Origin of the sequence: Campylobacter sp. US55 (assembly GCF_004378955.1) — a bacterium.
Classification (GTDB): Bacteria; Campylobacterota; Campylobacteria; order Campylobacterales; family Campylobacteraceae; genus Campylobacter_D; species Campylobacter_D jejuni.
In genome coordinates this window covers 75,494-89,238 of record NZ_RYYF01000003.1, presented here as the reverse complement: position 1 = coordinate 89,238, position 13,745 = coordinate 75,494, and the positions used below count along the sequence as shown (strand labels likewise).

The window sequence follows — 13,745 nt, the reverse complement described above, 5'->3', positions numbered from 1 at the left end:
CACTAATTAAAGAAAAATAAGGTAAAATCAACTAATTTCTAAAAATTATTTTAAAGGACCATAATGAGCGAGGTGAACAAAAAAGTTCAAGGTGGTGTAGATGATTATCTTGAGGAAGAAGATTTTGGACAGCTTTTAGAGGCTTTTGATAAATCAAGAGAAGAGGCTACAACAGAGGGTGTGATTGTAGAGATCAAAAATGATGAAGTTTATGTAGATATAGGTAAAAAATCTGAAGGTATTTTAGCTCTTAGCGAAATACAAGATGACAATTCTAAGCTATTATTTAATATAGGCGATAGTATTAAAGTTGCTGTTATGGGTTCTCGTGGTGGCAGATCTTTACTTTCTCATGAAAAAGCTTTGAGAAAAGAAAAAGTTATTGAATTTATTAAAAACTATCAAGAAAATCAAGATGATATTTTTACCGTAAAAGTAGTTGGAAAAAATAAAGGCGGATTGATAGTTGTTGATGAAAATGATGTTGAATTTTTCTTGCCAAAATCTCAATATGGCTTCAAAGAAACAAATAACATTATAGGCAAAACGTTTAAAGTTAAAATTATTAAAATCGATAAAGATGAGCAAAGTATCATTGTTTCTCGTAAAAAAACTTTAGATGAGGAGAGAAGAAAACGCAAAGAATTGATCAATAATGTAGCACAACAAGAAGATTTAATTGAAGGTATTGTGAAAAAAATTACCACCTATGGTATGTTTGTAGATGTAGGAGGTGTTGATGGCCTTGTTCATTACAGCGAAATTTCTTACAAAGGACCTGTAAATCCTGGAACACTTTATAAAGAGGGTGATAAAGTTCCAGTTAAAGTTATAAAGTATGATAAAGAACGCAAACATTTATCCTTGTCTATAAAAGCGGCTTTACCTGATCCATGGAGCGAGATAAAAGATACTCTTGATGTAGGTGATACTATTAAAGTAATGGTATCAAATATAGAGCCTTACGGTGCTTTTGTAGATTTAGGAAATGATATAGAAGGATTTTTACATATCAGCGAAATTTCTTGGGATAAAAATATTAAAAATCCAAAAGATTATATCAACAAAGGCCAAGAAATTGATGTTGAAGTAATTGAAATCAATCCAAATGAAAGACGCTTAAGAGTTTCTTTAAGAAATTTACTTTCTAAACCTTTTGATGAATTTATGAAATCTTATAAAATTGCAGATGTGGTTGAGGGAGAAATTACCTCAGTAACTTCTTTTGGTGCGTTTGTTAGACTTGGCGGTATTGAAGGTTTGTTGCATAATGAAGACGCTTCTTGGGATAGAAACGATAAATGCAAAGACAAATTCTCTCAAGGGGATAAAATCAAGGTAAAAATTATCAAAATAGATGAAGAAAACCAAAAAATATCATTAAGCACAAAAGAATTAAGCAGCTCTCCAGTTCAAGAATATGCCAAAATTCATAAAGTCGGCGATATTGTAAAAGGCACTATCCGTGATATTAAAGATTTTGGCGTTTTTGTAGAGCTAAGTAAAAATGTTGATGCTTTAATTCATAAAGAAGATATAAGCACTTCTATGCTTGAAAATTTAAAAATTGGCAACGATATTGAAGCTGCTATAGTTTTTATTGATGAAAAGAAAAATAGAATTCGCCTAAGTGTTAAAAATCTTATTAGAATGAAAGAAAGAGAAGTTCTTAATGAAATCAATAATGATGATAAAGTAACCTTAGGTGATATCATTAAAGATCAACTAACTTAATGAAAAAATACATTACAATAAGCATTTTGAGTATTTTATTACTCATTTTGCTTGCTGTTGTTTTTACATTACTTTGGCAATTTAAAGCTAATGTAAATTTCATTCCACAATTTGCTAAAGATACAAATACGCAGCCAAGTATTCAAGCTCAAAATCAAGATCTTTCATGGCAAGAAGAATTAGCAAAATGGCCTACAAGAGATTTTACCCCAGCAGCAGAAAAATTTACCTTATATTTCGATGCGGATACTAGCGAGCTTAAGGAGAAAAATAAATATTATCAACTTATAGTTGGAAAATATGATATTTATTCTATGTTTTGCTTAAGACAGACTTTAAATTCTTTTAATGTGAAGTATTTTCTTCTTAAATCAGGCGATAGTCCAGAAATCTTTTTGGATACAGGTAATGAAAAACTTATAGATGATATTATCAAAGAATTAAAAAAATATAAAATAAATACAGAAGTAAAGGAAATTTGGCTATGAAAAAAAAGATTATAGTATGTGATGCTATTTTGGATAAAGGTGTCGATATCCTAAGAAAGGCTGAAGATATTGAGCTTATAGAAGCTGCAAAAGTTCCAAAAGATGAACTTATGCAAATGCTAGGTGATGTTGAAGTTGCTATTACTAGAAGTTCTACGGATATAGATGTAAACTTCCTAAATCATGCCAAAAAATTAAAAGCGCTTGTGCGTGCTGGGGTGGGCGTAGATAATGTTGATATTCCAGAGTGTTCTAAAAGAGGAGTGATTGTGATGAATGTCCCAACTGCAAATACTATTGCCGCAGTTGAACTAACAATGGCACATCTTTTAACATCAGCTAGAAGCTTTGTTAATGCTCATAATTTTTTAAAAATTGAAAGAAAATGGAAAAGAGAAAAATGGTATGGCATTGAACTGATGAACAAAACGCTAGGGGTTATAGGTTTTGGAAATATAGGTTCAAGAGTAGCTATCCGTGCTAAAGCATTTGGTATGAAAATTTTAGCCTACGATCCGTATATTTCTGCTTCTAAGATTACAGATTTAGATATGGAGCAAGCAAAAAATTTGGATGAAATTTTAGAAAAAAGTGATTTTATTACCATTCACACACCAAAAACCAAAGAAACCAATGGTATGATAGGAAAGCAAGAAATTGCAAAAATGAAAGATGGAATAAGATTAATAAATTGTGCTCGCGGAGGATTGTACACAGAAGAAGCTTTATATGAAGGTTTAAAAAGTGGTAAAATAGCATGGCTTGGTATAGATGTATTCGATAAAGAACCTGCGACTAATCATCCTCTTTTAGACTTTGAAAATATTTCAGTTACTTCTCACCTAGGAGCAAATACTTTAGAAAGTCAAGACAATATCGCAAGAGAAGCTTGTGAGCAAGCACTAAGTGCAGCACGAGGCGTGGCTTATCCTAATGCCTTAAATTTGCCAATTAAAACCGAAGATTTACCACCTTTTGTAGCTCCTTATATAGAACTTGTTTCTAAAATGGCTTTTTTAGCTGTTCAAATTGATAAAAATCCTATAAAAAGTATTAAATTAGAGGCTGAAGGAATTATTGGCGAGTATGCAAATTCTATGCTAACCTTTGCAGCTGTTGGTGCTTTGGGTGGAATTTTAGGAGAGAAAATTAATTATGTTAATGCAGAATTTGTTGCCAAAGAAAAAGGAGTTGAATTATCTTGCGAAACTCTTCCAAATAGTGGTTATAATAATAAACTTAGCGTTAAAATTATCACCGAAAATTCAAATATCAGTGTTTCAGGAACAGTGTTTAATGAAAATGAACAACGCATAGTTGGATTAAATGGCTTTAAAACTGATTTTAAGCCAAAAGGGAAAATGATTATTTTTAAAAACAAAGACATACCAGGAGTTATAGCTAAAATCAGCTCCGTTTTGGCAGCTAAAAATATCAATATAGCTGATTTTAGACTTGGTAGAGATGGTTTTGGGTATGCTTTGGCTGTTGTTTTGATTGATGAAAAAGTTCAGAAAGAAGTATTAGATGAACTAAAACAATTAGAGGCGTGTGTATTTGTCCAATATGTTGAAATTTAAAATTTTAATTATAGAAGATGATATAGATTTAAACGAACTGCTTGTTTTAAAGTTAAAATCTAGTGGTTATGAAGTTATATCTTTAGTGGATTTTTTTGGAGTTGAAGATTTGCTCGATAATGAGCAAATCGATCTTTTAATAGTCGATAGAAATTTGCCCAGTGGAGATTCTTTAGAAAAAATTCAAGATTTAAGAGAGCAAGGATATAAAGAAGCAGTTATTTTTCTTACAGCCAAGGCTTTGCATCAAGATTTGCTCGAAGGCTTTGAAAGTGGTTGTGATGATTATGTTTGTAAACCTTTTGATTTTAATGAGCTTTTGCTTCGCATTAAAGCAATTTTAAAACGCCATAAGAAAGAAGAAGAAAAGCTATCTTTTGGTGATTTTATTTTAGATTTGGCTAATTATGAATTCTTTTACAAAAATCAAAAATTAGAAATCTCAAATCTTGACTATGAGCTTTTAAAATGTTTTTTTGAAAATCCAAATACCTTGCTTACTAGACAATTTTTAAGCGAAAGTGTTTGGAAAGATGATACTACAAGTGATAAAACAATCAATATAGCTCTAACAAGACTTAGAAATAAATTTCCAAAACTAAAAGATCATATTATAAGTGTTAGGGGTGTTGGCTATAAATTATGCTAAAAACTAAAAATATTTTTATAGTTTTTTTTGTTGTATTGGCTTTGATTTTTGGATTTATTTTTTATACTTTTACTAATTCTTATCTTAATTTCTTGCTTATAAAACAATATGAGCAAAAAATCAAAAGCCTTGATGATGTTTTAAAATTTTCTCTCTTAGAGCGTTTAAATGATGCTAATATCAAGGATTTTGCTAAAGATACTAGGGCTGATTTTATTATCCTAAACAATGATATGAAAATAAGTTCTGTAAAAAATCCTGATTTTTTTTCTAATTTTAAAGAAGGAGAAATTTTAAATTTCGATTCAAAAAAAATTCTCACTAAAAGCTTTATTTACAAAGGATATAAATATATTATTATTGTTTATCCTCGTTTTTTAGATTTAGAACTTTTTTGGACAAAAATGGCAATCGGTTTTGGAGTATGCTTGCTGTTTGTTTTTATTTTAATGTTGTTGCTAGGTAGAAGAATGGAGAAAAATTTTAATAAAATTTTGGATTTTTTAGATTCTATAGGGGATCATAAAGTTGTTATATTAGAAAAAGGAATATTTAAAGAATTTAATTTGCTAAATGAGAAGCTTTTAAAAACTAAGGATAAAATTCTAAAGAATACCCAGAAAAATAAAAAACAAAGCGATAAAATCACTTTAAAAAATACTCAGCTTGCTAGTGTGATTTCTGCTATTTCTCATGAGCTTAAAAATCCATTAAGCGTGATTGATCTTAGCTTAGAGATGCTAAAAGATGAGAAATTGGAAGATAAAAAATTAAAAAAGGAATTGCTAGAAAAAATTTCGCGTCAAAGCATTAAGCTTAATGCTTTGACCCATAAGCTTAATTTTGTTTTTAATCTTAATAGTGAAGCCTTGCAAATGCAAGAATTTGATCTTTTTTCTCTGTGTGAAAAAATCACTAAAAACCCAGGCTTTGAAAGGGTTGTATTGCAAGGTAAAAGCACGAAAGTTAAGGCTGATAAATTTTTAATCGAGCAAGTGATTATAAATTTGCTTTCTAATGCTTTAAAATATAGTCAAAAAGAAGTCATTTTAACAGCAAGAGATCAAAAGATAATAGTGCAAGATTTTGGAAAAGGCATAGAAGAAGATAAAATAAAATTGATTACAAAAAAATTTTATAAAATTGATGTAAAAAGCGATAATTCTTTTGGTTTGGGACTTTTTTTAGTAAAGAAAATTTTAAATATACATAAAAGTTATCTTGAAATTTCTAGCACTTTAGGCTATGGTTCTAGTTTTAGCTTTAAACTCAGTCAAGGATAAAAAATGGCTCTTATAGATTTAATTGAAGCTTCAAAAAAATTTGGAGACAAAATAGTTTTAAATGAAGTAAATTTTAGCGCAAACGAGGGAGAAAAGATTGCCATTATAGGGAAAAATGGAGAAGGAAAATCTACTTTTTTAAAAACGCTTTTAGGCGCACTTCCTTTAGATAGCGGTAGAGTAATAAGACAAAATGGAAAAAGCATAGCCATGCTTTCACAAACCGTTGATTTTAACGCAAATTTAAGTGTAAAAGAAGCCATCAAGCAAGAGCTTGCAGAAATTTACAATGCCTTAGAAGAATATGAAATACTGCATAAAAAATTAGAAGAAGATCCTAGCAATAAAGATTATCTTAAAAAAATAGATACGCTTATGACTTTAATTGATAGTAAAGATGCTTGGAATATAGAATCTAAAATAATACGCGTTTTAAAAGAATTTAGTTTGCTTGAGTATGAAAATCGTATTATATCTACTTTAAGTGGTGGAGAAATACGCCGCGTTGGCCTTTGCATACTTTTACTAAAAAATCCTGATATTTTATTGCTTGATGAACCAACTAATCATTTAGATGTATATATGACAAGCTTTTTAGAAGAATTGCTAAAAAATTCAAAGATGTGTGTGATTTTTATTTCCCATGATAGATATTTTATTGACGCTATAGCACACAAGTGTATAGAAGTGGAGCAGGGTAAACTTAGTATTTTTAAAGGCGGATATGCAAACTATTTAGAGAAAAAAACACAAATTTTGCAAAGCCTTGCTAAGAGCCATGAAACTCTTTTAAAGCAATTAAAAAGCGAAGAAGAATGGCTTAGAAGAGGGGTTAAGGCAAGACTTAAAAGAAATGAAGGACGAAAAGAACGCATTTTTAAAATGCGTGAAGAAGCGAAAAAAAATCCCGGAGCAATCAAACGCTTAAAACTTGAAATTTCAAGAGCGGCTTTAAATTTTAATGGAGAAAAAACGATTAATCGTAAAAAAATGCTTTTTGAGCTTAAAAATATAAGCAAAAATATAAACAATAAAAATCTTTTTAAAGATTTTTCAACGCGTATTTTACAAGGTGAACGCATAGCTATCGTAGGAAGAAATGGTTGTGGAAAATCGACATTGTTAAAAATTCTTCTAGGGCAAATAAAACAAGATAGCGGTGAAATAAAACGTGGAGAGCTTAAGATAGGATATTTTGATCAGGCTAGAAGCTTGGTAAATTCTGATAAAAGCTTGCTTGAAATTTTTTGTCCCAATGGTGGAGATAGGGTTGAAGTTCGTGGTAAAAATATGCATGTTTATGGATATTTGAAAAATTTTTTATTTCCTAAGGAATTTTTAGATAAAAGCGTGGCTCTTTTAAGTGGTGGAGAGAAAAATCGCGTTGCTTTAGCCTTGCTTTTTACTAAAGAATATGATGTTTTGATTTTAGATGAGCCAACTAATGATCTTGATATAGCTACGATTAATATATTAGAAGAATACTTACTTAGTTTTGAAGGGGCTATTTTGCTAGTATCGCACGATAGATATTTTATTGATAAAATTGCAACAAAACTTTATGCTTTTGAGGGAAATGGATATATAAATATTTTACACACTCTTTATACTGAATATCTTGAAAATGAAAAAGAAATTGAAGAATTGGATAATTTTGCTTTAGAGCTTCAAACCCAAGAGCAAAATAATAACCAAAAAGAAAAAAGCTCTAAAAAATTAAGCTACAAAGAAAATGAGATATTAAAAAACCATCCTGAAAAAATAGATTTTTTAGAGCAAAAGATAGCTAAATTAAATCAAGATTTATCCGATCCAAATGTATATCAAGAAATAGGTGTTAACAAGCTTTATCAAGAGCTTGAAGTAATGCAAAAAGAACTTGAAATTCTAGAAAATGAGTATTTTTTAGTATTAGAGAAAAGTGAGAATTTATAATTAAAGAGATTTTATATTTTTTGTTCTATGGAGCGGGAAACGAGATTCGAACTCGCGACCCCAACCTTGGCAAGGTTGTGCTCTACCCCTGAGCTATTCCCGCAAAAAATAAGTGGTGCCCGAGGTCGGACTCGAACCGACACAAGGTTGCCCTTACCAGATTTTGAGTCTGGCGCGTCTACCAGTTTCACCACTCGGGCTCATTTTAAGATTTAAAGCTAAAATTATACTTTTTTAGGCTAAAAAATACTTTAAAAATAAAAAGTATTTTCAAAAAGATTATATAAAATTATGTAATTTAAATTTTTGGAACAGTTATTGCTTTTGTTTATTAGCAATGTTTGAAAAGATTTTAACTTTAATACTTTAGAGGAAAAAAATGAGAATTACAAATAAACTTAACTTCACAAATAGTGTGAATAATTCTATGGGCGGTCAAAGTGCTTTATATCAGATATCTCAACAACTTGCTTCAGGTTTGAAAATACAAAATTCATATGAAGATGCAAGCATTTATATAGATAATACGCGTCTTGAATATGAAATTAAAACATTAGAACAAGTAAAACAAGCAACAAACAGTGCAAAAGAAATGACTCAAAACAGCATGAAAGCTTTGCAAGATATGGTAAAACTTCTTGAAGATTTTAAAGTTAAAGTAACTCAAGCTGCAAGTGATGGGAACTCTCAAACTTCAAGGGAGGCTATAGCAAAAGAATTAGAACGCATAAAAGAGAGTATAGTTCAGCTTGCAAATACTAGCGTTAATGGTCAGTATCTTTTTGCAGGTTCGCAAGTTGCAAATAAACCTTTTGATTCCAATGGTAATTATTATGGAGATAAAAATAATATCAATGTAGTAACTGGAGCTGGAACTGAAAGTCCTTATAATATACCTGGATGGGATTTATTTTTCAAAGCGGATGGAGACTATAAAAAACAAATTACTACTAATATCAGTTTTACAGATAATCGTTATACAGATAAAGATAAACAAGAATATTTAAACGGAGATTCTGCTTGGAAGCAGCTTATCGGGCAAAATTATGTAAAAGATGGAAAATTAGATCCGGATATAGATTTTGAAGATAAAGACCGAAAACTTAACTTTCCACCTTCAACACTCTATGTTCAAGGAACAAAACCAGATGGAACAAGCTTTAAAAGTGCAGTTTTAGTAAAACCAGATGATAAAATAGAAGATGTATTAGAGCAAATTGGCGCACTTTATGGCAACACTGCTAATAATAAAGTTGTAGAAGTAAGCATCAATAATAGTGGTCAAATTCAAATCACAGATTTAAAACAAGGCAATAATAAATTAGACTTTCATGCCGTAGCCTATACTCCACAAATGGATAAAACAGAAAGTTTCAAAGCAATGGAAAAATTTGTTAAGGATAATAATCTTAACATGGATAATGTTACCAATGCTGTTATGCAAGAAGCTATGAAAAATGGTGATATTACTAATCCGACCAGCCCGGTTACTATTAAGTTAACGGGAAAAGATGGAAAAGAGCAAGAATTTACCTTTAGCTTAGCTCAAACTGATTTTATCAAAAGCAATATGACAGATTCGGCTGGAGATAAAGCCAATGGAGCGGATTATGATAATGTTTATTTTGAAAAAGATGGAAATACTGTTTATGGCAATGTTTCTCAAGTGATTAAAGGAAGCAATGCTTATGCAACTGATTCAACCAAACTTAGCGAGGTAATGGCAGGAAATAGTCTAAATGGTACTACTTTAAATTTAAAAGTCAATTCCAAAGGTGGAAATTCTTACGATGTTACTATAAATTTACAAACTTCAACTGTAAGCTATCCTGATCCTAATAATCCAGGTCAAACCATAAGTTTTCCTATAACCCATACTGATCCTGCAACTGGAAATAGTGGAGTTGTTACAGGATCAAATGATATTACTTATGGTCAAATCAATGATATTATAGGTATGTTTGCCGCAGATAAAATTCCAACCCAAAGCATAACAGCTACAAATGGAAAAGTTGATGCAAATGGTTATAATAGTTTACAACAACTCATGAAAGATTCTCAAGCTACTGTTGATGTAAGTATGGATTATAAAGGTCGCATTAGCGTTACCGATAAGCTATCCTCAGGAACTAATATAGGAATTTCTTTAAGCGATTCTCAAAGTGGACATTTTCCACAACCACCTTATACCACAACTGCGCAAGTAGAGAATGGTCCAAATTTTAGTTTTAGTGCCAATAATGCTTTAGTTATAGATGAACCAAATGTTGATCTTATAAAAGATTTAGATACTATGATAGATGCGGTTTTAAGTGGTAATATGAGAGCCGATGGAAATTCGGCTGATCCAAGAAATACTGGAATGCAAGGAGCTTTAGAAAGACTCGATCATTTAGCAGATCATATCAGCAAGCTTAATACAACCATGGGAGCTTATCATAATACTATAGATGGTGTCAATACTCGAGTAAATTTCTTAAGCGTAAATGTGCAAAGCATTAAGTCAAATGTTATTGATGTAGATTATGGTGAAGCAATGATGAATTTAATGCAAGTTCAACTTGCATATCAAGCTTCTCTTAAGGCTAGTACAACAATTTCTCAACTTAGCTTATTAAATTATATGTAAAAATTTATGGTATAATTTGGCTTTGATTTTATTTTTAAGGAAAGAATATTAAAAAAGAAGCCATTTTTACCAGCTCTACACTTGTTATTTTTTATATTTGTCTTTGTATGCTAGCACCTAGCATGGGAGAATGGGTTTACAAGGCTAATTTATTTTTATTTGGAGAATTTGGGTATTATTATCCATTTTTTTTACTTGTGTTAAATTATCTTTACTATAGAAAAAATTATAAAATAGAAAATTTTAAGCGTAGAGAGCTTTTTGGTTTTTCTTTGGCCTTTTTTTCTACTTTGCTTTTATTTTCTGTCTTTTATAGAGAGTTTGGGTATATTTTAGAAATTGTATATGGATTTTTTTCTATAATCTTAGGACATACAGGGAGTGGAATTTTTGCTCTTTTACTTTTGCTATTTTCTTTGATCTTATTGTTTCCGAAATTTGCAAAAGAAATTTTAAAAATAGAATTAGATTTTACTTTTTTATTAAAAGTAGAGCAAGCTTTTAAATCTTTACTTATGCATGTATTTGGCGGAGAAAATGAGAAAGAAGATGTAGGTAAATCAGAACATATGGCTCCAAAATTAAATATTTTGCAAGATAGTATTTATGAGAATTTACAAATAAATAAAAAAGAAAAAACCAATAACTTAGAACAGATAATCAAAGATTGCAATATCAATGCAAGTAAAAATTCAATTACCACAGCTAAGGAAAACTTTGAAAAACTAAAAAATCAAATTTTAGATGAAACCATAGAGATTGATACACAAAGCTTAAAAGAATCAAGAAGTTTTGTTTATGAGCATTCTCAACAAGTGCGAAATTTCGCACAAAAGGCTAGTAAAACGAGCATTAGCCTTGATGAAGATTTTAATTTTATTTCAGAAGAAGGGGTAGATATGATTCCTGAACGTTTTTTAAAACCTAAAAAACTTGAAGATATAAAGCAAATAGATACAAATAAAAATTTAGATGAGCCAAGTTATAAGCGTAAAAATATTGAAATTCCAGTTTCTAAACAGGAAGTTAAACCAAAAATTTTCACAAAAGAGCTTGAACTTAGAGAGAATTTGATAAAAAAAGAAAAACTAGAACAAGAATACAAAGCCTATCAAAATGAAATTTTAGAAAATAAAGTAAAACAAGAAATTAAAAAATTAGAAGAATATGATGCAATAAATTCAAGCGATATTATAGAAGGGAATAAATACAGTTTTAATAACTCAAAGACAATCAAAACAGAAACAGAAGAATCAAACAAAATAAATGAAAATAAAAATCCAGATAAAGCAGACAATATCTTCGAATTTACTCCTATTGTAGAAGAGTTAAATCATCCTTATATAGAACCTACTCCTATAAAAAATATAAATGAAATAGTTATAGAAGAAAAAAATACACTCGATTTTATCCAAAATACAGAAATTAAAATCGATGATGAAAAAACAAATGATCAAGAAATTAAACTTCAAAAAGCAGTTTTAGCCAAAGAAATTGCTATTAACCAAGCTTTATTGCGTGAAATAGAGCAGGGTGAGATAGAAAAACCAAAAGATTTCACCTTGCCACCATTAGATTTTTTAGCTAATCCAAAAGAGCATAGACAAGAAATCAATGAAAGTGAAATAGATAAAAAAATTTATAATCTTCTTGAAAAGTTGCGTCGTTTTAAAATAGGCGGCGATGTTATAAGCACTTATGTTGGTCCTGTTGTGACTACTTTTGAATTTCGTCCTAGTGCAGATGTGAAAGTAAGTCGTATTTTAAATTTGCAAGATGATTTAACTATGGCTTTAATGGCAAAATCAATCCGTATTCAAGCTCCAATACCAGGAAAAGATGTTGTAGGCATAGAAGTTCCAAATGATGAAATTCAAACCATTTATTTAAGAGAAATTTTACAAAGTGAAATTTTTAAAAACGCTAAAAGCCCTTTAACCATAGCTTTAGGTAAAGATATAGTAGGTAACGCTTTTGTAACTGATCTTAAAAAACTTCCGCATTTACTCATCGCAGGAACCACGGGAAGTGGTAAAAGTGTGGGGATAAATTCTATGCTTTTAAGTCTTTTATATCGCAACTCTCCAAAAACCTTGCGTTTGATGATGATAGATCCTAAGATGCTTGAATTTAGCATTTATAATGACATTCCTCATCTTTTAACTCCTGTTATCACAGATCCAAAAAAAGCAGTCAATGCGCTTTCAAATATGGTAGCTGAAATGGAAAGACGCTATCGTTTAATGGCTGATGCAAAAACCAAAAATATAGAAAATTACAATGAAAAAATGAAAGAATTAGGTGGTAAAGAACTTCCTTTTATTGTAGTAATTATCGATGAACTTGCTGATTTAATGATGACTGCGGGTAAAGATGTAGAATTTTATATAGGAAGACTTGCGCAAATGGCAAGAGCAAGTGGAATTCACTTGATTGTAGCTACACAACGACCTTCTGTTGATGTTGTAACAGGACTAATCAAAGCGAATTTGCCAAGTAGAATTTCTTATAAAGTAGGGCAAAAAATTGATTCTAAAGTTATTTTAGATGCTATGGGTGCTGAGAGTTTACTTGGAAGAGGAGATTGCTTATTTACTCCTCCTGGAACAAGCTCTATAGTGCGTTTACATGCGCCTTTTGCGAGTGAATTTGAAATAGAAAAAATCGTGGATTTTCTAAAGGATCAACAAAGCGTAGAATATGATGAAAGCTTTTTAAAAGATCAGCAAAGCGTGGGTGTTACAACAAATGAAAGCTTTGATGGGGAAGTAGATGAGCTTTATGAAGAAGCTAAAAGAGTAATCTTAGAAGATGGAAAAACAAGCATTTCTTATTTGCAACGCCGTTTAAAAATCGGCTATAACCGCTCTGCAAATATTATTGAACAACTTACGCAAAATGGAGTTTTAAGCGAACCTGATGCCAAAGGACAAAGGGAAATTTTATAAGATTTTCTTTTTATTTTGATATAAAAACTAATTACAAAAGAAGAAATTTATAAAGATAAAAGCCCCATAAAAAGGGCTTAAAATTATTTATCTCTAAGATTTAATTCGGTAATTAACTTACTATAAGAATTATAATCTTTTCTTTTAAGATAAGATAAAAGTCTTTTTCTTTGACCTACAAGTTTTAAAAGTCCTAATCTTGACGAAAAGTCTTTTTTGTAAATTTTTAAATGTTCTGTAAGTTCTGCAATTCTTGCAGTTAAAAGAGCTACTTGAACTTCTGTTGAACCAGTATCACCTGGTTTTTTAGCGAATTTCGCAACTATTTCTGCTTTTTTGGCCGAATCCAAAGCCATGATAGACCTCCTGATTGGTAAAATAATAAATTAAAGAACTGTAATTTTATCTTAAAAAGCAAAAAATAAACTGAATTTATCCTTTTTAGAAGGTTTTGTAAAAATTTAAGTCTTTTTCTAAGAATTATTTATTATAATTACAG

General features: G+C 30.2%; 9 protein-coding genes and 2 tRNA genes. 8 read left to right on the top strand and 3 right to left on the bottom strand.

Annotated elements, in window-relative coordinates; genetic code table 11:
- Positions 1-63: 63 nt before the first annotated feature.
- From ELQ07_RS03060 to abc-f, 6 genes are read left to right on the top strand one after another with little or no spacing between them, the layout of a single operon-like run.
- On the top strand, positions 64-1,734 hold the full coding sequence (locus ELQ07_RS03060; RefSeq protein WP_070317159.1) for a 30S ribosomal protein S1: 1,671 nt from the start codon (positions 64-66) through the stop codon (positions 1,732-1,734).
- On the top strand, positions 1,734-2,222 hold the full coding sequence (locus tag ELQ07_RS03055) for a hypothetical protein (RefSeq protein WP_070317160.1): 489 nt from the start codon (positions 1,734-1,736) through the stop codon (positions 2,220-2,222). Before ELQ07_RS03060 ends, ELQ07_RS03055 begins: the two co-directional genes overlap by 1 nt.
- Positions 2,219-3,802, top strand: coding sequence for a phosphoglycerate dehydrogenase (gene serA, locus ELQ07_RS03050; protein WP_134224715.1), 1,584 nt, complete (start codon positions 2,219-2,221; stop codon positions 3,800-3,802). The genes ELQ07_RS03055 and serA overlap by 4 nt, the downstream gene beginning before the upstream one ends.
- Entirely contained in the window at positions 3,789-4,451 is a 663-nt protein-coding gene (locus ELQ07_RS03045; protein WP_002865921.1) for a response regulator transcription factor, read from the top strand. Before serA ends, ELQ07_RS03045 begins: the two co-directional genes overlap by 14 nt.
- On the top strand, positions 4,445-5,734 hold the full coding sequence (locus tag ELQ07_RS03040) for a HAMP domain-containing sensor histidine kinase (protein ID WP_134224714.1): 1,290 nt from the start codon (positions 4,445-4,447) through the stop codon (positions 5,732-5,734). Before ELQ07_RS03045 ends, ELQ07_RS03040 begins: the two co-directional genes overlap by 7 nt.
- Positions 5,735-5,737: 3 nt before the next feature.
- Positions 5,738-7,669 carry a ribosomal protection-like ABC-F family protein gene (abc-f, locus tag ELQ07_RS03035; RefSeq protein ID WP_134224713.1) on the top strand — a complete coding sequence of 644 codons (1,932 nt, stop codon included), beginning with the start codon at positions 5,738-5,740 and terminating at the stop codon, positions 7,667-7,669.
- 28 nt (positions 7,670-7,697) lie between these two features.
- Here the strand turns inward: abc-f and ELQ07_RS03030 are convergent.
- Positions 7,698-7,772 (bottom strand) — tRNA-Gly (locus ELQ07_RS03030).
- A gap of 10 nt (positions 7,773-7,782) precedes the next feature.
- A tRNA-Leu gene (locus tag ELQ07_RS03025) sits at positions 7,783-7,869 on the bottom strand.
- A 179-nt stretch (positions 7,870-8,048) separates the two neighbouring features.
- Here ELQ07_RS03025 and flgL point away from each other — a divergent pair.
- Both flgL and ELQ07_RS03015 read left to right on the top strand, forming a co-directional pair.
- Positions 8,049-10,298 (top strand): flagellar hook-associated protein FlgL, encoded by a 2,250-nt coding sequence (gene flgL / locus ELQ07_RS03020; protein WP_134224712.1) that lies wholly within the window; start codon positions 8,049-8,051, stop codon positions 10,296-10,298.
- A gap of 107 nt (positions 10,299-10,405) precedes the next feature.
- Positions 10,406-13,246: a DNA translocase FtsK gene (locus tag ELQ07_RS03015; protein WP_134224711.1), complete on the top strand. Its 2,841-nt coding sequence runs from the start codon at positions 10,406-10,408 to the stop codon at positions 13,244-13,246.
- A gap of 83 nt (positions 13,247-13,329) precedes the next feature.
- Here the strand turns inward: ELQ07_RS03015 and rpsO are convergent, their stop codons facing one another.
- Positions 13,330-13,602 (bottom strand): 30S ribosomal protein S15, encoded by a 273-nt coding sequence (rpsO, locus tag ELQ07_RS03010; RefSeq protein WP_002852579.1) that lies wholly within the window; start codon positions 13,600-13,602, stop codon positions 13,330-13,332.
- Positions 13,603-13,745 lie beyond the last annotated feature (143 nt).